Origin of the sequence: Citrobacter pasteurii, from assembly GCF_019047765.1 — a bacterium.
GTDB classification, from domain to species: domain Bacteria; phylum Pseudomonadota; class Gammaproteobacteria; order Enterobacterales; family Enterobacteriaceae; genus Citrobacter; species Citrobacter pasteurii.
The window spans coordinates 2995598-3016436 of sequence record NZ_CP077262.1; the positions used below are offsets into that span (position 1 = coordinate 2995598).

At 52.2% G+C, this 20839-nt stretch carries 20 protein-coding genes; 9 read left to right on the forward strand and 11 right to left on the reverse strand.

Annotated features, from left to right (window positions below; translation table 11 throughout):
• The gene (locus I6L54_RS14635; protein WP_040233764.1) at positions 1-1482 is read right to left on the reverse strand and encodes an APC family permease; all 1482 of its coding nucleotides are present in this window, start codon (positions 1480-1482) and stop codon (positions 1-3) included.
• A 482-nt stretch (positions 1483-1964) separates the two neighbouring features.
• Between I6L54_RS14635 and I6L54_RS14640 the strand changes: the two genes are divergently transcribed.
• Together I6L54_RS14640 and I6L54_RS14645 are read left to right on the forward strand one after the other, a co-directional pair.
• Positions 1965-2189, forward strand: coding sequence for a hypothetical protein (locus I6L54_RS14640; RefSeq protein WP_005122848.1), 225 nt, complete (start codon positions 1965-1967; stop codon positions 2187-2189).
• Positions 2190-2281: 92 nt separating this feature from the next.
• Positions 2282-2422, forward strand: coding sequence for a hypothetical protein (locus I6L54_RS14645; RefSeq protein ID WP_003832695.1), 141 nt, complete (start codon positions 2282-2284; stop codon positions 2420-2422).
• A gap of 445 nt (positions 2423-2867) precedes the next feature.
• Here I6L54_RS14645 and I6L54_RS24615 read toward each other — a convergent pair whose 3' ends face one another.
• Positions 2868-3047, reverse strand: coding sequence for a hypothetical protein (locus tag I6L54_RS24615; protein ID WP_005122845.1), 180 nt, complete (start codon positions 3045-3047; stop codon positions 2868-2870).
• A gap of 248 nt (positions 3048-3295) precedes the next feature.
• On the opposite strand from I6L54_RS24615, the gene I6L54_RS14650 reads away from it, so the two are divergent.
• The 4 genes from I6L54_RS14650 to I6L54_RS14665 are packed head-to-tail and all read left to right on the forward strand — an operon-like array spanning position 3296 to position 6401.
• Positions 3296-4129 carry an ABC transporter substrate-binding protein gene (locus tag I6L54_RS14650; protein ID WP_040233760.1) on the forward strand — a complete coding sequence of 278 codons (834 nt, stop codon included), beginning with the start codon at positions 3296-3298 and terminating at the stop codon, positions 4127-4129.
• 1 nt (position 4130) lies between these two features.
• The gene (locus I6L54_RS14655; RefSeq protein WP_040233758.1) at positions 4131-4949 is read left to right on the forward strand and encodes an amino acid ABC transporter ATP-binding protein; all 819 of its coding nucleotides are present in this window, start codon (positions 4131-4133) and stop codon (positions 4947-4949) included.
• Positions 4949-5734: an amino acid ABC transporter permease gene (locus tag I6L54_RS14660; protein ID WP_040233756.1), complete on the forward strand. Its 786-nt coding sequence runs from the start codon at positions 4949-4951 to the stop codon at positions 5732-5734. Before I6L54_RS14655 ends, I6L54_RS14660 begins: the two co-directional genes overlap by 1 nt.
• Entirely contained in the window at positions 5724-6401 is a 678-nt protein-coding gene (locus I6L54_RS14665) for an ABC transporter permease subunit (protein WP_005122840.1), read from the forward strand. The genes I6L54_RS14660 and I6L54_RS14665 overlap by 11 nt, the downstream gene beginning before the upstream one ends.
• Before the next feature lie 9 nt (positions 6402-6410).
• Here the strand turns inward: I6L54_RS14665 and ydhT are convergent, their stop codons facing one another.
• From ydhT to ttrS, 9 genes are all read right to left on the reverse strand, one after another.
• A complete protein-coding gene (ydhT, locus tag I6L54_RS14670; RefSeq protein ID WP_040233754.1) occupies positions 6411-7223 on the reverse strand; it encodes a protein YdhT in 813 nt (270 codons plus the stop codon).
• Between the two features lie 3 nt (positions 7224-7226).
• Complete coding sequence (gene phsC / locus I6L54_RS14675; protein ID WP_005122837.1) at positions 7227-8012, reverse strand: thiosulfate reductase cytochrome B subunit; 786 nt, start codon at positions 8010-8012, stop codon at positions 7227-7229.
• The gene (locus tag I6L54_RS14680; protein WP_005122836.1) at positions 8009-8677 is read right to left on the reverse strand and encodes a 4Fe-4S dicluster domain-containing protein; all 669 of its coding nucleotides are present in this window, start codon (positions 8675-8677) and stop codon (positions 8009-8011) included. The genes phsC and I6L54_RS14680 overlap by 4 nt, the downstream gene beginning before the upstream one ends.
• A gap of 64 nt (positions 8678-8741) precedes the next feature.
• The gene (locus I6L54_RS14685) at positions 8742-9410 is read right to left on the reverse strand and encodes a YdhW family putative oxidoreductase system protein (protein WP_005122835.1); all 669 of its coding nucleotides are present in this window, start codon (positions 9408-9410) and stop codon (positions 8742-8744) included.
• 9 nt (positions 9411-9419) lie between these two features.
• Complete coding sequence (locus I6L54_RS14690) at positions 9420-11522, reverse strand: aldehyde ferredoxin oxidoreductase (protein ID WP_005122834.1); 2103 nt, start codon at positions 11520-11522, stop codon at positions 9420-9422.
• Between the two features lie 121 nt (positions 11523-11643).
• A complete protein-coding gene (locus I6L54_RS14695) occupies positions 11644-12270 on the reverse strand; it encodes a ferredoxin-like protein (protein WP_005122832.1) in 627 nt (208 codons plus the stop codon).
• A gap of 498 nt (positions 12271-12768) precedes the next feature.
• The gene (gene fumD / locus I6L54_RS14700; protein ID WP_040233753.1) at positions 12769-12978 is read right to left on the reverse strand and encodes a fumarate hydratase FumD; all 210 of its coding nucleotides are present in this window, start codon (positions 12976-12978) and stop codon (positions 12769-12771) included.
• A 92-nt stretch (positions 12979-13070) separates the two neighbouring features.
• On the reverse strand, positions 13071-13655 hold the full coding sequence (ttrR, locus tag I6L54_RS14705) for a tetrathionate respiration response regulator TtrR (protein ID WP_005122830.1): 585 nt from the start codon (positions 13653-13655) through the stop codon (positions 13071-13073).
• A complete protein-coding gene (gene ttrS, locus I6L54_RS14710; protein WP_137378468.1) occupies positions 13630-15363 on the reverse strand; it encodes a tetrathionate respiration histidine kinase TtrS in 1734 nt (577 codons plus the stop codon). Before ttrS ends, ttrR begins: the two co-directional genes overlap by 26 nt.
• Positions 15364-15589: 226 nt before the next feature.
• Here ttrS and ttrB point away from each other — a divergent pair, with 226 nt between their 5' ends.
• From ttrB to ttrA, 3 genes are read left to right on the forward strand one after another with little or no spacing between them, the layout of a single operon-like run.
• Complete coding sequence (gene ttrB, locus I6L54_RS14715; protein WP_005122827.1) at positions 15590-16324, forward strand: tetrathionate reductase subunit TtrB; 735 nt, start codon at positions 15590-15592, stop codon at positions 16322-16324.
• Positions 16325-17350: a tetrathionate reductase subunit TtrC gene (gene ttrC, locus I6L54_RS14720; RefSeq protein ID WP_040233748.1), complete on the forward strand. Its 1026-nt coding sequence runs from the start codon at positions 16325-16327 to the stop codon at positions 17348-17350. It begins immediately after the preceding gene.
• A complete protein-coding gene (ttrA, locus tag I6L54_RS14725) occupies positions 17343-20408 on the forward strand; it encodes a tetrathionate reductase subunit TtrA (RefSeq protein ID WP_040233746.1) in 3066 nt (1021 codons plus the stop codon). The genes ttrC and ttrA overlap by 8 nt, the downstream gene beginning before the upstream one ends.
• Positions 20409-20839: the final 431 nt, after the last annotated feature.

Below are 20839 nucleotides of genomic sequence, written 5' to 3' on the forward strand. Positions count from 1 at the left end.
TTAGTTATCCTGCCCCATATTGAGCTTCGTGGCGTAGGCAATAGCATCGTTTTCCGGTGCAGCCGAGCGGCCAAACGGTCGGGTAAGGAACATGTAGATCAATCCTGAACCTACCACAATCGCCAGGCCAAACAGTACTGTCCACCGATCGATGAAATCACTGCTGTCAGCAGGCTGTGCCAGTAACCAGATCCCACACAGACCGTAAGCCAATGCCAGCACGTTTACAATCACCCCCCAACCTCCAATCGTCCACTCTCCGGCGGGTTTCCAGCCTTTCAGGCGTTGACGCAGCGCGGCCAGTACCACCATCTGGAATGAAATATAAATGCCGATCACAGCGAATGCGGTGATACGCGATAAGTTATCTGGCTGGAAATAGACCCAGACACAAATGATAACCGGCAACACGCAGCTGACGACCATGGCATTATCCGGGACACCATTTTTAGAAATTTTGGCCATCCACTCACTGCCCGGCAGCATTCTGTCGCGGGAGAAAGAAAAGATAAGACGACTTAATGCCGCTTGCAGAGACAGAATGCACGACAGCATCGCGATAATCGCGACGACGATAAAGACCGTCGCACCGGTTTCCCCCAGCGCTTCATTGAGGATTGCCGGGATCGGATCGGCGGTTTTACCATTCACGATACTTACCAGGTTCGGTGACGCCAACAGATAGCCCATGACGGAAATAATGGCGGAGATCGCGCCAAACACGATACTTAAAACCATGGCTACCGGAATTTTTTTGCTTGGATTTTGCACCTCTTCTGCCACGTTACCGCACGCCTCAAAGCCAAAGAACATAAACAGGCCCATCAACGCGGCAGACATAAAGGCGGTGGAATAACTTCCGTCATGCGCCAGTACCCCCATCGAATCAAAGATGACGGAGAAAGGCTGTGAACGGTGGAAAATTAGCAGGTAAATACCCAGCGCAATCACGCTGACGATTTCACACCAGAAACCAATTTTGGCGACCCTCGCCAGATTCCTTGTCCCGGACATATTAACGGCCATCATCAAGAGCAGCAGCAAGACGGAGGTCACCAGCATGGTGGCGGGTGTCTGGCCATAATGAAAGAGTGATTCCACAAATGTTGATGTGTATTCCGCGATCGAGGTAATCGTCACCACCAGCGCCCACAGGTAGATCCAGGCGGCGATCCACGCATATTTCTTACCCCACAACCTTCTCGCCCAGGGATACAGCCCCCCGGTGATCGGATATTGAGACGCAACCTCACCAAACACCAGGGCGACTAACAACTGCCCACACGCGACGATCAAAATCCACCACACAGCGGGGGGGCCCGCCAGCGTCACTGCCAACGCGAACAGCGAATAAACAGCGGTAAGCGGCGACAGGTAGGTAAAACCCAACGCAAAATTTGAAATAAGCCCGATCGAGCGGTTGAACTGTTCTTTGCCATCTTTTTGAAAATTATCGTTTTTCTTATCAGGTGTCTGTTCCATATTGCTTTCTCTTTTGTGGAATAGTCGCAGGGTTGAACAATTAATGTATAAAAGATATTAAGTTATATGTATAGTCATTTTGTCGCATATTTGTTAAAACAAATCGCACATCACGTTCCTGAATAAACAAGGATACGCCTCAATTTATTAACATTTAATTAACATAAAAGGTGAATTATGAGAGGTTTTCAGGGGTGAGGGGTAAGATGGTTGATACCCTCCGGATGGGTGTTTCTGCCCAGGTACGCATCAGTGGAAACGACGATTTTTGAGTTAACGCAGGCTTTCTTCTTTTCCAGCGACTCGCGAGTTACGCGAGGGAAACATTAACAGAACGTACAGTGCCAACCCACCGTCACTCACCAGGGCAAACGCAACAATAACCAAAGACACATCATAATTTCCTGTCAGATCTTTCAACCGTCCCATGAGCGGCGGAAACACCAGGCCTGCTACGTTGGCAACTGGTTGTCACCCGTCTGATGTTTGAGCCCAACGCCGTCAACGTAACTGCCCGCGATCTGGCCGCGATTGAAGACGGGGTATGGGAAACCGAGCGTGCGGTTGAGCAGCACCTTCTGCTGCTGGAAGCAATACGCCTGCGTCAAGGCGCGACGGCCAGGGAATATATGCGCAATATTATTCTCAGCGCCGCGAACCGCCATCTGTGGGAGACGCTGCCGGAAAAATACGCTGACCTGGTATAAGAACGTGCTTAGTAGCAATAATCGCTGCTGTTCAGCAACATTTTTGCAATATAATGGAACGGTGTTAAACGCTGAACCTGAGCAGGTGAATGATGGAAATTGATCTCGATAATCTGGTCTTTGATGGACTGGAAGAAGCGCAAGAGCGTAATGCTGAACGTCTGGAAGATGCGGACAAAAAAGCGCAGGAAATTATTGCTGATAATGACTGCGGCGATGCCTGCAAAATCTAATTTCTGAACCGGCGCAATGCCGGTTTTTTTTAGTCAGCCTGTGCTTCACGCCGTATAACGCAACGCCTCAATCAACTGTGCAAAGGCTGCGGTATGTTGTCTACGGCTGGGATAGTACAGGTAATAACCGGGAAAAATTGCAACGCATGTTCCCCGAGCGTCAGATGGATATTACCCGCCACACGCTGACGAATATCAGTTAATGCCAGTAGATCCGTTGCAATGTCATCGAAACGCGGACTGATACTGTTGATAAGCCGTTCTCCGGCTTCGCTGCGGCGCGGGTAAAACTGCGTTCACGGACAACGACAATGAGATAATAGAGATCGTTAAAATTATCACGCAACCTGTTTTGATGTATGTTACCGGTCAGAATTAGGATTCAGTAGTATTACTGATTATTTTGCACACTTCATTCCAGTACACTTCGCGCGTCTGGCGAAGTTCAGCGTGTTGTTTTATCACGGAACCACTCCGGATCAATGTTGGCGATATCCACCCCATACAGGCTGGCGACAGGAAGAACAGACTCCACAACACGCTGAAGATTTCGTTCCGCACTATGTTGTGGAGTCTGTGGATGTCGATTCTTTATACGCAACCAAAGATATTTAACCCCATTCATCTTCTCCGCCTCCTCTGTCTGTTGGACACAACGTATTCCAACGCAGAATGCGTAAAAAATGAAATGCGAATTTTTGCCAACGTTGTGCACTATTTTGCATTTCGATTTTTCATTATTTTCACCCGTAATTAACACCTCTTTCACTAATATCATTTTGTATATAGATAAGAATTTTTTCTTATTTGGTCACCGCCGCAAGTTATGGGAGCGTAAAAAGCACAAACCAAAACAACAGGGATTCAAAGAAAATGATGGCAACGACGATTCACAGCACAAAAAAAACATGGCTGGCACTCAGTGTCCTGCTGGCGTCAGGCATTGCCGCGTCATACGCTCAGGCCGATCAACTGGCCGATATCAAAGCCGCAGGCGTGGTTAAAATCGCCACCTTTGACGCCAATCCACCGTTCGGCTCTATTGATGCAAAAACGCATAAAATTGTCGGCTACGACGTTGATTTCGCAGAAGCGCTGGCTAAATCACTTGGCGTTAAACTGGAACTGGTCGCCACCAATCCGGCTAATCGTATACCGTTATTGCAGTCCGGTAAGGCCGATTTAATCGTAGCGGATATCACTATTACACCTGAGCGTGCACAGGTTATCGATTTCTCCGCCCCTTACTTCGTTACCGGACAGCAATTCCTCGTTCCGGCAAAATCGCCGGATAAGCTTGATGACTACAGTAAGGCTCGTATCGGTGCGGTGAAAGGGACGACAGGTGAGCAGGCGTTGCATCAGCGTTTTCCACAATCACGTGTGCTGGCCTATGACGATATTCCGCTGGCATTAACCGCCCTGCGTAATGGTAATGTCCAGGCGATCACCCAGGACAGCACCATTCTGGCAGGGTTGTTAGGCGGTGCACCGGATAAAGCAAATTTCAAAATTTTGCCCGACCTGTTGAGCAAAGAAGAAATTGGTGTGGGAGTGAAAAAAGGTGAACCTGCGCTATTGAAAGCCGTGAACGACGAGCTGTTAAAGCTCGAGTCTACCGGTCAGGCAGCCAAAATTTATGATGTCTGGTTTGGTCCGCAAACCAAAAATCCGCAGCCCCGCGCCTTCAAAATAGAAGCGAAGTAATATGCTCACAGGCCTTTTTAATCGTCCCGCAGCTTCGGCTGCGGATTTTACGCATCTGCGCCAGGCACGTGTTGAACTGCGTAATGTCATAAAACACTATGACAATCATACCGTGCTTAACGGTGTCAGCCTGTCGGTTGAACCGGGCGAAGTCGTCACCATTCTCGGGCCTTCTGGCTCAGGAAAGTCGACGCTTATTCGCCTGATAAACCAACTGGAGTCACTGAGCGGCGGCGATATTTTTATTGATGACAAACCGATCGGTCAGCTGCGCGGCTCCGCATTGCGTCAGCTCCGCAGCCGAATTGGCTTTGTGTTCCAGCAATTCAATCTCTACACCCACCTGACGGCACAGCAGAACATCACGCTGGCGCTGGAATATGTTCACGGTTGGAAAAAAGCGGATGCTGAGCAACGGGCACTTGAACTGCTGGAACAGGTAGGATTGGCCGAGAAAGCCGATGCGTATGCCGCCCAACTTTCCGGCGGACAGCAACAACGTGTTGCTATCGCCCGCGCACTGGCCTCCTCGCCGCAAATCATCCTGTTCGATGAACCCACCTCCGCGCTGGATCCAGAAATGATCGGCGAAGTGTTGCAGGTCATGAAGAGTCTGGCTCATAGCGGTATCACCATGATTGTCGTGACCCATGAAATGCATTTCGCCAGGGAGATTGCCGATCGTGTGGTGTTTATTGATGGCGGCGATATTCTCGAAGTCGCGCCTCCTGCGGCGTTTTTCACTCGCCCTCAGCACCCCAGGACTCAACGTTTTCTGAAAAAAGTGCTCGACCCGTTACACCAGGAGTCATCGTTATAATGCATGCAATGGACTGGCAGGGGGTGCTGAGCGGGCAACCTCTGCAATGGATAATCTCCGGTTTTCTGACCACGCTTTGGGTCACGCTAGCCGGCGTGGTACTCGCCACGGTGTTTGCCATCTTTCTGCTCAGCCTGCGCCTGACAGGACAGCGCTTTGCGACCACCATGGTCAGCGTGTGGGTCTCTGTTTTTCGCAATACCCCTTTACTCGTTCAACTGATGTTCTGGTACTTCGCTGCGTGGAATCTTCTTCCTCGCGACGTGATTACCTTCATTAATGCGGAACATTCCTGGTCCATTCTGCCGGGGGATGTCTGGTGGTTAACACCGGAGTTTCTCTGCTCCGCATGGGGGCTGGGTGTCTTTACCTCGGCCTTTCTGGTCGAAGAGGTAGCCTCCGGTTTGCAGGCTGTGTCTGGCGGGCAGCGCGAGGCAGCCATAGCACAGGGGTTTTCGTCATGGGCGACTTTTCGTCACATCCTGCTCCCTCAGGGGCTGGCAAATGCCTGGCAGCCGATCGTGGGGCAATATCTTAATCTGATGAAGTTGTCTTCATTGGCCAGCGGCATTGGCTTTGCCGAACTGACGTACCAGGTGCGGCAAATTGAAAGCTATAACGCCCATGCGTTGGAAGCCTTTGCCGTCGGCACGGCACTCTACCTGCTGACCGGTATTGTTCTGGGGATGTTGTTAACCCGTCTTGGCCCTGTGTCTGCAGCAGGTAAACCGTTGGCGCGTAAAACACGCATATTCCGTTTCAGGAGCCTACTGCATGATCGCTAATATTTCGGTTATTACCGACAATCTGGACTACCTCCTGTGGGGACGGATCGCAGAGGGGCAACCGGGGGGCGTTCTGCTCACGCTGTTGATGGCGATTGGCGCAGCGGCACTGGCGCTTCCCGCCGGGATCGCACTCGCCTGCTGTGCCTGGCGTTTTCCTGGGGCGATACGTAAGGGGCTGTTTATCTGGGCAGAGTTTATTCGTGGTATTCCGTTAATCTTCGTGATTTTCTGGATGTGGTATCTGTTGCCCATGCTCACAGGCAGTGATTTGCCGGGAGCCATAACCGTCACGCTGGCATTGGCCTGGTTTACCGCCGCCTCGGTGATGCATTCTGTGTACGCGGGTATCACTGCGCTGCCAGGCGGTCAGTATGATGCGGCCATCGTTCAGGGGTTTCGTCCGCTCCAGGCGCTCGGGTTAATTCTGTTGCCGCAGGTTCTGCGCAACGTACTCCCCTCGCTAACGGGGATTTTTATCGGGCTGCTCAAGGACACGTCGCTGGCGTTTATCGTCAACGTGCCTGAACTCACGACGGTTGCGGGTCAGGTTAACAGCCGGGTGCAAATTTACCCGGCTGCCATTTTTGTCTTTACCGGACTGGTCTATTACCTGCTGTGTTTTAGCCTGGAGAAGATCACTCAGCGTCGGTTCGCGTTGAAATAACAACACGGCTCAACATGCCACAAACTGATGGTCTTCGTTGAGCCGATACTTCACCCCTGCGCGAATGTTGTTTTCACCCTCAATAGCCACCGCAAAGCGCATTCTCTTACCGTCGTGATAGGCAAGCGCCGCGCATCCGCCGGGGCCGAGGATTATTGAATCGACCACGCCAGTACTGGCAATAACGGTGTTTTCTCCGTTGGCCATGATCTGCACGTTGTCCGCGCAGTTGGCGATTTTCGACTCTGCGCCAAAACTGGCTATCTGGGTTAAATCACCGCTGCTGGCGATACGACTTCTGTCGCCCAGCGAACTGATGCGCACCCGCATACCCGTGCTGGCCATGCGTGTACCGCCTCCCACACTACTGACACGGGTGGAGTTTCCCGCGATGGCAATACGGCCACGCTCACCGGAACTGGCAACATGAGCGTTATAACCCACGCAGCCAATACGTGCGCTGTAACCTGCACAGGCAATCTGCGCGGCGTACCCGGCGCTGACGATTTTAATGTTATCGCCCGCGCTACCGAGACTGTCGCCATCAGCCGCGCTCGCCAATTGTTTACCGTTGTCGTCTGCCGTCTGCGGGCAGACAACACGGCCCATCGCACAGATATCCTGCTGGACAAAATTCTCTTCATCCTGCCATCTTGACCAGCCGTATTCCACGAGGCTATCTGCCCAGTCACTATACCCTTCCTGCTGGAGTGCACGGTGCACCTCCGCATAGCTGCCTCCCTCAGGAAACGCACGCAGAAACCAGCGATACATCACGGGCCCGACGCGCCAGGCCCGTAAGTCACCACGCGTAATCATCATCTCTTAATGCCGGTGATAGCCATCCACCATGCACTTAAAGGTTTCGCCCGGTGTGCGTCCTGTAGTGCAGAGATAAAGATGTCCAAAAATGAAAAACACGCTCACGACAGCCAGCGCAAAGTGCGCCTGCAGCAACCAGTAACGTACGCCAGGGAACAGATCGCCCACAACCTGTGGGTACAAGGATAGCAACCCGGAGATCAGCAGTAGCGGCAGCAAACCGTACATCACGCCGACATACGCCGCCTGCTGTAACGGATTGAATTTCGAACGCGTTGATGCCGGGAATGGATGCGCTTCGCCCTGCATAATACCAAACAGGTAAAATCGCGTCTGCCTCTGCGCCCGGCCGATCCAGCCCTGACGCTGAATAATATAGTGATGACCGTTCCCCCCAATAAGGTTAATCAGGACAAAACCAATCCAGCAGGCAAGCAGCAAAAAGCCACAAACCTCATGCACAGTCAGCAGGCTTTTCATCACTGGGGCACTGACAGCGGTGAAATGGTTTATCAGGCCGCTGGCCAGCAGCAACAGAAATAACAGCGCATTCGACCAGTGCCACAAACGGACAGCTTTCGAGTATAAATAGACCTTCTCTCCGTGTCCTGCGGACGCTTTATTCGCTGAACGTAAGCGCAACATTGCGTGGAGTGCCAGCACCAGCCACATCCCCACCAGCATTAACCCGGCGAAAACCAACCAGACAGGCCAGTAATCCGGCGAAAACATTGGGACGTACTGCGCAAGCTGTGCGTGAAACTGTTCGGCATTCTGCGACGCGTTCATACATTATCCTTTTTAATCAAATGTTGACCGAACCGACGATACAGATGGGGCTTCCCGGCGCCTGCAAGTTGATATTCATAGTACTTGTTTTCCCGCAACCAGGTCTGAATTTCCGGGCTGTCCTCACGGCCAAAAATCAACGCGTGTTCTGGACAAGAATTGACGCAAATTGGCGGGAAACCTTTCGCCAGACGTGATTCGGCGCAGAAGTCGCATTTATCCGCCACTTTGGTTTGTGGATTGAGATAGCGTACCTGATACGGGCATGCGCCAATGCAGTAACTGCAGCCGATACAACGAGAGGTATCGACTCGCACAATCCCGTTTTCATCTCGCCAGGAAGCACCGGTAGGACACACCTCAATACAGGGGGCATCGTCACAATGCTGACAGGACTGACGAAAATAGTGATACAGCGTTTCGTTATCGTTATCCGTTACCGGGATATGGGCTATCGATAAACGACTCCCCTGAACAGGAACATGATTCGTTTTCCTGCACGCTCGGGCGCAAATATTACATCCGTTGCACAATGATTCGTCGTGGATCATGACATAACGAACGTTTTTATTACTCTTCGTACTCGCTAACAGGTTTTGGCCTGGGCCGGTGAAAAAAATCACCGTCCCCATGCCAATGACAAATTTTCGTCGGGTGAAGGACATCGGGTTATCCTCTAATGCTGTGACAGTGATCGTCCACACGTTCCATGACATCAACCTGAAAAATTCAGGGGTTCTGATACTGCTCAACCTCAAGCCATTCGCACAGGCCATACGCTTTGCCGTAACTCATAAAGCGCTCGCTAAACAGATAAGGTTCCGCATTCGACGATTCCACAGCACGTATGTCTGCATAATCAGGATGCGTTTCCATTGCCGTGAGCGCCGCCGTAACCTGCTCAGGTTCAAAGTGGTATGGCGGCTGCGCCAGCATGGCGACCTTATAGGGGCGAGGATACGTTTGGCAGTCAAAACGTACCGCTTCTGCAATGGCATGGCAGATATCATTTTCCACCACCTGCACACACATCCCGGCATAGTTTGCCGTCATGGTTTGCGTCGAGTAGAAGTAGGTATCCTCTGAGCCCTGGATACAGATAATATCTGCGTCGGATGCGTGCTGGCACATCGTGTCCAGCAGCGTCGCCAGGTCACTTTCAGGAACCGAATAAGGTGGCAACAGAAACACGCTGCGTGCCACCAGTTGACCTGAAGCAGAATGCTGGCGGATAAAATCCGCCACTATCGACTCCGGGGTGGTGGGTTCCTGAATTAATGACGAACTCCGGTGTGCGGCAGGCTGGCGTAACGCATGCAGCCACTGTCTCTTTTGGCTATCCACGTCGTCACCATGCACATTCTCTGCAGCGGCCAGGTCGTTACTCACGTACGTCATCTGCGTTCCTTACGCCGGCAACAGATTGTGTGCAGCCAGGTCGGCTGCCACATCCTCAAGGCCGAGGCGGTGAAGGGTGTCGCGAGTTGGGCAGCCCAACGCCGGGTCCCAGCCCATTTCCTGATAGAACATCGTAAGCGACTGACGCATATCTTCCCGGTCCATCTTGTCGGTCCCTTCGGTAAAGACCGGGATCTTCGGATCTTTATCGAACACCCAGGAGCAGATCAGGTCGTGCTCATTACGCATATCCATGGTTTGCATCAACTTGACTGTATAAGCACGATGCAGGGTAAAAATGCGCTCCGCGGCCAAATCCAGACTCGCCTGAGTTGTTTCATCCCCCGTTACGGCCTGGAAGAATTTCGCTTCCAGATCGAGGTCTCCGCGATAGTTTCGGCTCTTCAGTGGCGAAACTGTCATTGGCCAGACCCAGTTACACAGCGTAACCGCATTGTGCAGGCAGACTTTCAGCAGCGTCCATTTGGCGTATTTGATTTTGGCGGCATTAATCGGGGTGTAGTTTTTGGTTTCATCGTATGCATCCTGTGAACCAAACAGTTCGCCCGCCACTTCACGCTGTAGCGCCAGCGGTAAACCGGAGCCGATAAAGTTGATATGGGTATGCGCCATACAGTCGCGGTTGAACATACAGTTGGTGATCGCCCCCACCTGCGCCGAGGCTTCGTTCGCATGGTGAACAGGGAAACCAAACGGCGACCACAGTTTGTTCTTCGCGTAACCCCAGTACTCTTCGCCCAGATCCCAGCGCTCAGCAATGGCATACGAGCCATCCGCAAGGTGGCTAAGTTCGCCTACGCGATGCGCCAGTCGATAGTAGAAATCTTTGATAAAGTTCGGATCGCCTGCCTCCAGTTGATCCCAACGGATCTCTGCATACTCCTCTGCTGGCAGCACACGCTTAAAAACACCTTTCGAATAGCAGTAAGTAAAGTCACGGTGCAACTGCCCGTAGTTACACCAGATGCCATAATCGTCAAACAGGTTCAGGCCAACCAGGTTTCCTACGACGCGCCCATCGTCTTTATCGTCAAAATCTTTCGGCCCATTCGGGAAAATAGTGGTATGTACAAAGTTCGCCACGCAGGTATTTCCGCCGGTACTCGGCACACCAAAGTCTTTCACACGGGGAACATTGAGTTGCGACATACAGCGAATTGGACATGAATGGCAGCCACTCATTTTGACGGTGTACTTCTCAGCGGCCGGGCCGAGATCAAATACGGATTTATAGGTACGAAAACCGACAGTATTCTGGTTTCCCGGTGGAATTTCCCCCGTTTCGATTGGCCCACCTTCCGCAGCGCCCCAGAACAACCCTTTGCGAGCCGTCCAGCGCGAATTAGGTGAAGAGTATTCAGCCCAGGCCTGCGGCGTGCTCGGCACAACATGGTTATTGTTGGCGCCGATAAGTTCGGTCATCATGTAGTCATTAAGCCGCTTCATCTCTTTGCGATCGGCGATATTGACCCCCTGGGTCCCTTCTACCGCAATGGCCTTCAGGTTTTTCGACCCCATGACTGCGCCAGTACCGGCCCCGCCACTGTGGTTACGGCTGTTAATCATGCAGGAAAGCGGAACAAGATTTTCACCCGCCTGACCAATGGCTGCAACGCAGGTTTCCGGGCTGGTGATACGGCAAATTTCTTCTGTGGTTGCGCGCGTACCCTTACCCCATATGAAGTCCGCTTTTTCGATGCTGACCTTATCGTCTTTGATGTTGATCCAAACCGGAGAAGGTGATTTCCCTTCGATAATAATGGCGTCGTAACCCGCGAATTTCATTTGTGCGGCAAAGAAACCGCCCATATGGGCATCGACCACTAAATTGCCTTTGGTAAATGTCGATAATGAGGTGATATTGACACGAGAACTGCAGGGTGCGCCTGAACCGGTTAGCGGCCCGGTCGCGAAAACCAGTTTATTTCCTTCATCAAAAGGTTTAGTGCCTGGCTGAACTTCGTCGTACATAATTTTATAGCCAAAGCCCATCCCACCGACAAATTTCTTAAATTTACTGGAATCTTCAACGGTGATATTACCCGTGGTGAGATTGACCCGTAAAATATTACCTGTCCAACCATTAGCCATCATGTTTTCCTTTGCAAGAAGGTTCGATAGATATACTCGCCACCTTTCAGGCAGTTCTTTTATTCAAAAACTGCGATTTTTCTGGCAATAAATGACGCGTATCAGGCAGCCCTGCTATCCATCAAACAGTAATATCTTTCCACTCAATAATTTTTAATGCCCCAGTCGGACAAGCATTAGCGCATTCCCCGCATAAAACACATTTTGAGGATTTCTTCGTTACGGTATTAACGGTCGCCATCATCCATGGGCAGGCCGTGGTACAGGCACTGCAGCCAATACAGCGTTTATGATCTACGGCAATGCAACCGTCTTCCTGTTTCCAGGTAATTGCGCCAATCGGGCAGACTTTCATGCACTGGGGATCTTTACACTGACGGCAGGTATCTGCTGTATAGTTTAAATCGCCGTACAACCCGCCACCGGACCCGACTCCATCATCGCCAAAGAAGTAGTTACGATGAATTTTGATGCGGGAAAAAAAAGTGCCAACAGCGCCATCGTTATAATTAGTACAGGAAATTTCACAGCGGTGGCAGCCAGTACAGCGGGCTCGTTGAGTCACCAGCACCCCTTTCGGCGTATTGATAAGTCCGACGGTGCCGCTATCGATATCTTCCTGCTTACAACCCAAAAGGGATAGCAGAGCTGGGGCAATCGTTAATCCTGCCAGACCCTTCCCTGATATACGCAGAAACTCAAGCCGCGTTAAACCACAATCTAAAAATGGACGATCAACCTGGTTCATTTATTTCGCATCCTCTTCGCAAACGCTGTAGTAGCAACAGATCCAGGCTAATTTTAATGAATGCAGATCAGGTCAAATCGGCCATAAATGTTGCCAACAACACGTGAATTTTTGCCCTAACCTGATCGCACAGATGACGGTGGTTAAACTGAATCAATCCATACCCTAAACTCGGGTATAATCCTTTAGGGTTAGGTGAATAAATAATGTGGTTATTCCCCCCCTGTAACCTTGATCGTTATCAATTAAAAATCGGAAGGAAAATAATTAATGTGGAGTGATATTTATTATCATTAAGCGAGATTGAAATAACATTTCATATGCATGAAAATATTTGGGAGTGCAATCACAAATATTGTGTTATATACCAATCGATATGCAATAAAATATATAACGGAATTTGTAATTTTAGTGACCGAACTAAATTATATTTATTGGAAGATAACGAAGATTAAAATAAGAGGACGGCAGAATAATTCTACCGCCCTCTTTTATGGATTAACCGGCCAATGCTTTAATCACCGTCTCCATGGCCTGTTTTTCTAACTCACTGCGCTTCACACGCTGATTGGCGAGGGTTGTTCTCAGTACGCCAGCAATGACGATATGCTTAGGCTCTTGCCCCAGATCGCGCATTTCCAGCACTACTTTACCGACTACTCTGCACATCTCGCGGTACAGCTCGTCGTCTTTGGTCTGATTTCCCATATTCACCCGCTCGTCATTAACTCAAACCCACAGCATATATCACTCTGGCGAATTAGACAAAATCCAATGAAAATCAAATAAATGTCACAATTTTACTGGATCCGCTGAAGTCGATTTACCAGCTCGGCGAGGCTTCCGGCCCGCATTTTTTCCATCACCCGCGCCCGATGCACTTCAACCGTGCGAACGGCAATATTCATGGCATCGGCGATTTCCCGATTTATCAATCCCTTTGCAACCAGATTCGCCAGTTCTCGCTCCTTCGGTGTAAGTTGCTGATAACAAGCAACAATTTCCTGTCGCGAAAAAGCCGCTGCCGAGGCCTGCACAGCATTTTCCAGCGCAGCCTGTAGCGGCGCGGCTGAAACCGGCTTCTGTAAGAAATCTACGGCTCCGCGCTTCATTTGTTCAACCGCCATGGGCACATCACCATGCCCGGTAAGGAATACCACCGCCAGGGTGCTCTCGCGCTGACGCATTGCTTCATGCACGGCATGTCCATCCAGTACCGGCATGCGCATATCCAGCAGCAATACGCCGACCTGGTGCAGATCGGCCTGAGCCAAAAACGTTTCGCCCTGCTCCCAGCAACGTACCTCATACCCCATACTTTCCAGTAAAAATGCACAGGCCTGAGTAACCGCTACATCGTCATCCAACAGATGAATTATTGCCACGACGTCCTCCTTCCTGTATTTGCTTAAAATGTAATGTCACCACTACGCCCGCCAGACCGTCAGGTGCTGGGTGATTTTTGATGCTAATGTCGCCATTTGCATAGCGAACCAGTCGCTGACAAATGGCCAGCCCGAGTCCCATACCTTCCTTGCGGGTGGTCATAAAGGGCTGGAATGCCTGATATAACTGCGCATCGTCGATCCCTCCGGCGTTATCCTGCACCAGAATGCGCACACCATGCTCCTCACTGCACGCTGAGAACCACACCGTTTTCGCCCCGGCCTGGGCCGCGTTTAGTACCAGATTAGCCAGAACCTGCTCCAGCAAAACGGTCGGCAGCGTAACCGTAAACGAATTGTCGACCTGCGTTTGTAACGCTACCGTCGGGAATTGCTGTGCCATGCGTAATAACTGCCAGACATGATGGATCGCATCATGAACGTTAATGGGCTCCCAGTCGTCGGTCATCACCGGATTTCCCTGCGCCTGACTGACCCACTGACGTAAATTGCGTAGCGTATCGGCCCCCCGCTGCGCCTGCACGTCAATCTGTTCAAGGGCGGGTAACAACGGATGCTGCTGATCCTGGCCGCGCAGACGAATCAGACTGCCCTGGGCATAATGGCGGATAGCCGAAAGCGGTTGGTTGAGTTCATGAGCGAATCCGGACGTCATTTCCCCCAGCACACTCATTTGACGCGCGGTTTCCAGCGCCTGTTCCTGTTTGCGCAACAGCACATTATTACGCTCAAGCAGTCTTCCGCGCCGGCGGACCAACAGCATGACCCAGATGTAATTGAGCGTCAGCAACAACAGGACGATACCCGCCGCCCCCATGGCCAGACGATGTTGAATAAACCAGCTTTTGACATCCAGCCACAGTTGGCGCTGCTGTGGGTGCTGACGGACATCACGCAGCAAGGCTTCTACTTCGCGGGTCGAGGCCGGCGCGCCCCAACGAAAGACGGCGTTTTGTGGCGCATTAAACAGTACCCGCGTGACACGATCGGCCAGTTCATCACTGACCGCGGGCAAAGCAGCAAACGACCAGTCAGGATAGAGCGGCGTGCTGGTTACGCAAGGAATTGACGTTGGATAGGTTATCACAGCCCTAAAGTCCGCTTTGCGGATTAGCCCTTCTTCATCCATTTTTTCCAGCAGACACACGGGCACAATCACCGCTTGAACCGCTTTTTCACGTAATAAATACAGCAAGGCATCGGCAGGAAAACCGGTAAACGTCAGACGTAAATCACGCTCAGGGCGCAAGCCAGCATCACTGAGTGCTTTGTATCCCAGCAAATACCCGCCAAATGCCTGGGCATCAATGGCACCTACCGTTTTACCAATCAGATCGTGTGCATTCCCAATCCCGCTGTCGCGCCTGACGAGGACAGCACTGCCAATCACGTTGCTGGTTGCCTTTCCACCACGTGTGGAGCGTAATGACGCCAGCCAGCGAAGTGCGGCATGGCTGTTTAGCTGCACGAATTGTGCAGGATTGGTGACCACAAACTGGACGGTTCCACGGTTAACCGCCTCCTGCATCTGCTGCAGATCCAGCGGTTGAATATGAAACTGTTCACCCGGAATTTGCTGATTTAACAGGGTTTCCAGCGGTTGCCAGTGGGTACGTGTAGAGACCTCTCCACGCATCGCCAAAACACCCACATTCCACGAATCTGCCCACGCCACGCTGCTGAGCATCCACACGGAGGCCAATACCGTCAGGCATCGAACGATGTTACATCCCACTGAATTATCCCTGTCAATTATGTTGTTTTAGATCAACAACTAGCCGGGTATGTGGTTAACCACAATAGAGTACTCCCCGTCACGATTTTTACACTGTAAATCATCGAGGTTCTTTATTCATCACACGCAATCAACGGCGTGGCCAATGTTTCGTTGTTGCATCGTGACGGGAGAAAATATGGACAGCAGTAAACGGCAGTTTCTCCAGCAACTTGGCGTCCTGACCGCTGGCGCATCACTGGTTCCCCTGGCACAGGCCCAGTTTCCCTTTTCGCCTGAGCGGCATGAAGGATCACCTCAGCATCGCTACGGCATGCTGGTCGATCTGCGTCGGTGTATCGGCTGCCAGGCCTGCACCGTGAGTTGCGCGATTGAAAACCAGACGCCGCAAGGTGAGTTTCGTACCAACGTTAATCAATATCAGGTGCAACTTGAAGGCCAGCAAAGCGTCACCAACGTCCTGCTGCCGCGCCTGTGCAACCATTGTGATAATCCCCCCTGCGTCCCCGTTTGCCCGGTACAGGCCACCTTCCAACGCGAAGATGGCATTGTGGTTGTCGACAACACGCGCTGTGTTGGCTGTGCCTACTGTGTGCAGGCCTGCCCATACGACGCACGGTTTATCAACCATGAAACGCAAACCGCCGATAAATGCACTTTTTGCGTTCATCGACTGGAAGCGGGCCTGCTCCCGGCCTGCGTGGAGTCGTGCGTTGGCGGCGCACGCATCATCGGCGATATAAAGGATCCACACAGCCGGATTTCTCAAATGCTGCAGCAACATCATGACGCCATCAAGGTCCTGAAACCGGAAAGTGGCACCTCGCCGCACGTGTTCTATCTGGGCCTGGATGAGGCCTTTGTGACACCATTAATGGGGCGTGCCCAGCCCGCGCTCTGGCAGGAGGTTTAAATGAACCCTACCCTGATTATCGAAGAGGTTCTGACGCATCCCCAGGACGTAAGCTGGTTACCCTGGGCTGTGCAATATTTCTTTTTTATCGGCATTGCCGCCTGCGCCGCACTGTTTGCTTGCGTGCTTCACTGGCGCAAACAAGAGGCGCCGGAACTGGAAAACCTGACGCTGTTAATTGCCCTGACCAGCGCGATTACCGCACCGCTGGCGCTAACCGCTGATTTACACCAGACGGCACGCGTCTGGCATTTCTATGCCTTTCCGACGCCATGGTCATGGATGCCGTGGGGGGCGCTATTTTTACCGCTGTTCACCGGGTTTTTAGGGCTGTGGTTTATAGCACAGCAGATTAAGCGATTAACCGCAAAAAGTTACAGCGTCACTAAATGGTTGGCCGTGGGAAGTGCGCTATCGGCGATTGGACTGTTGGTCTATACCGGTCGCGAGGTCTCGATTGTCGAGGCGCGTCCGATCTGGTTCAGCTACGCCTTCCCGGTAGCGATGTTCCTCAGTGCCCTGCAAACCTTCCTTGCTCTGCTTATCGCCACGGTGAAAACCGCAGGGATAACATTACCGCGCAAACTGGCATGGGGACAGATAGTCACGCTGTGCGCGCTGGCTATCGTGGTGGTGGTATGGACAAGTGGCAACACGCTATCGGGGTCAGCAATTCGCCAGTGGCTGGATGTGGTGGCTTCCGCGCGGCATTACGCCAACGGCTGGATTGCACTTTGGGTTATCTCACTGGGTCTTTGCGCTCTGGCGTTACGCCATCCGTTATCACTGCCATTACGTATTTCGCTGGCAATAAGTGCAATGGCATTGTGCTGGCTGATGCGCTGGACATTACTCATTCAGGTACAGACCGTACCGAAATTTAACGCCCAGTTTAACCCCTATACCCTGCCCGGTGGCACAGATGGCTGGCTGGCTATTCTTGGCACTTTTGGCCTGTGGGTCGCACTGATCATTATGGTTCGTGAAGCCTTGAACGCGATCACAAGGAGAATGCAACATGGCTAATTTAACTCGTCGTCAGTGGCTTAAAGTCGGTCTAGCCGTCGGGGGCATGGTGACCTTCGGCCTGAGTTATCGGGACGTGGCAAAGCGTGCGATTGATGGTTTGCTTGACGGAACATCAGGAAAAATAACCCGCGACCGTATCTTTGGTAATGCACTCATCCCCGAAGCACATGCCCAAACGCGCTGGCAACAGAACCCGCAGCAGGTTATCTCCATGACGCAGTGCTTCGGCTGCTGGACGCAATGTGGCGTGCGTGTCCGTGTTGATAACGAACAAGGCAAAGTGTTGCGTATTGCGGGCAACCCGTACCATCCGCTATCTCACGAACACCACATTGACTCCTCTGTTCCCTTTGCCGCCGCGATGGAACAACTGGCGGGCGAAACCGGCCTTGATGCCCGCTCCACTGCCTGCGCCCGTGGCGCCACCTTACTTGAAGGCCTGTACAGCCCGCTGCGCATTCTGGAGCCGATGAAACGCGTGGGTAAACGTGGGGAAGGCAAATGGCAGCGCATCAGCTTTGAGCAACTGATCAAAGAAGTGGTGGAAGGCGGCGATCTGTTTGGCGAAGGGCACGTTGACGGTCTGCGGGCGATCCACGATCCCGATACGCCGATTGATGCCCGACACCCTGGTTTCGGCCCAAAATCCAATCAGCTACTGGTCACCAATACCAGTGATGAAGGACGTGATACATTTTTGCGTCGCTTTGCCCTAAACAGTTTCGGCAGCAAAAACTTCGGTGCCCATGGCGCATACTGTGGTCTGGCCTATCGTGCCGGATCTGGCGCATTGATGGGCGATCTGGATAAAAATACCCACGTAAAACCCGACTGGGATAATGTCGAATTTGCGTTGTTTATGGGGACGTCTCCAGCACAATCCGGCAACCCGTTTAAACGCCAGGCTCGCCAGCTCGCCAGCGCCCGTTTACGTGATGACTTCCGCTATGTTGTGGTTGCACCAGCCCTACCGCTAACGACAGTGCTTGCCGACGATCGTGGACACTGGCAGCCCGTACGCCCAGGGACGGACTCCGCACTGGCGATGGGGATGATCCGCTGGATAATTGAAAAGCAGCGCTATAACGCTGATTACCTGGCTATTCCTGACGTACAGGCCATGAAGCAGGCCGGGGAAAAAAGCTGGACCAACGCCACCCATCTGGTCATTACCGATGAAATTCCAACGCTCGCCGGTCAGCATTTAACGCTGGCGCATTTACGCGCAGACGCCGCCAACGAACCAACAGTCATTAACGAAGCCGGAGAGATCGTCGCCGCCAGCAGTTGCCAACGTGCCCAACTGTTCATCTCCCGTGAAGTCACGCTGGCCGGGGGGCAAACGGTCACGGTAAAAAGTGGCTTCCAGTGTCTTAAAGAATCCGCTGAGAAACTGTCAATGGCGCAATACAGCCAGCAGTGTGGTGTTTCTGAGGCAGACATTGGCGCGCTGGCCGATGCTTTCACCCGTCACGGACGAAAAGCAGCAGTGATCACCCATGGCGGGATGATGGCGGGTAACGGTTTTTATAATGCCTGGTCGGTAATGATGCTCAATGCGTTGATCGGGAACCTGAGCCTCGAAGGCGGCGTGTTCGTCGGCGGCGGTAAGTTCAACGGCGCAACTGACGGCCCGCGCTACAATATGGACAGTTTTGCCGGGAAGGTGAAACCTAAAGGTCTGAGCATCGCCCGCAGCAAGACAGCCTATGAGTCTTCCGAAGAGTACCGCAACAAAGTCGCCGCCGGGCAGTCGCCCTTCCCGGCCAAAGCGCCCTGGTATCCGTTTGTCGCAGGCCAGCTTACCGAATTACTGGTTTCAGCACTGGAAGGTTACCCTTATCCGCTGAAAGCCTGGATCTCCAATATGACCAACCCGTTCTACGGCATTGCAGGGTTGCGCGGCGTAGCGGAAGAGAAACTCAAAGATCCTGCGCGTCTACCGCTGTTTATCGCGATTGACGCCTTTATGAACGAAACCACGGCGCTTGCTGATTACATCGTGCCGGATACCCATAACTTCGAAAGCTGGGGATTCAGTGCGCCATGGGCGGGTGTCGCCAGCAAAGCCACCACCGCGCGTTGGCCGGTCGTCAGAGCCGCAACCAGCAATACCGCAGACGGTCAACCGGCCTCGATGGAGGCTTTCTGCATCGCGGTGGCAAAACGCATTGGCCTCCCCGGCTTTGGTGACAATGCCATTACCGACCCGCAGGGCAATCAGTATCCGCTCAACCGCGCCGAAGATTATTATCTGCGGCTGGCCGCCAACATTGCCTTTATGGGTAAAGCGCCAGTTGCAGAGGCGCGGGAAGATGATATCGCGCTGACTGGGGTGCAACGAATCTTGCCGGTGATCGCCCAAACGCTGAAAGCAGATGAAATCAGTCGGGTGGCGTTTATCTATTCCCGCGGCGGGCGTTTTGCGCCGGATAACAGCGGGCGGGTCGATAACCGTGTCGGCAATGTGTGGGAAAAGCCGCTACAAATCTGGAATGCGAACGTCGCCGCGCACCGCCATGCGATTACCGGCGAGCGTTACAGCGGCTGCCCAGCCTGGTATCCTTCGCGCCTGTCTGATGGACGTGCGGTCGAGGAGTTGTTCCCGGAACAAGAGTGGCCGCTGAAACTGATTTCCTTTAAATCCAATACCATGTCCAGTGCGTCGGCCGTGATCCCGCGCCTGCATCATCTGAAGCCGGTTAATCTGGTGGCGCTCAATCCGCAGGACGGCAAGCGGTATGGTTTAGCACACGGCGATATCGTGCGTATCACCACACCTGGCGGTCAGGTTGAAGCGCAAATCAGCTTACTGCATGGCGTGATGCCTGGGGTAATCGCGATTGAGCATGGCTATGGACATAAAGAGATGGGCGCTGCGCAGCATACGCTCGACGGTGAGCCGATGCCGTTTGATAAAAAGATAACGTCGGGAATCAATATCAACGATCTGGGCTTTGCGGATCCGACACGAAAGGTTGCTAACACCTGGCTGGATTGGGTTTCAGGAGCCGCTGTGCGTCAGGGGCTACCCGCGAGGCTTGAGCGAATGTAACCCGAGTACCGGATGACAACGCTAACGCGTTTTACCCGGCCTATGACGTCGTAGGCCGGATAAGACCTACAACAAACAAAACAATCGACTATAATTTGACCAAAATTAATAGTAACCATATTATTTTACGATTGATTTAACAATTATGAAATCTCAACTACGTGAATACGATTTCATAGTAACAGCACCCGCTGTTATGCAGGTTGGATGCAATCGTTATGCAAAGGAGATCAATATGCAGTTAAATAAAAGTGTGATAAAAAGACTTAATTAAAGTCAAAGGCGAATCCTACTATTTTTCAGGAAATTTTTTAGAACGATGGCACGCGCGGAACAGACCGGCCTGGGATAAGAAATTTTTCCGGGAGGTCGCAGATCGTTAATCATGTTAATAAAAGCATCGGAAAAAATCATAACGTATTTATAAAATA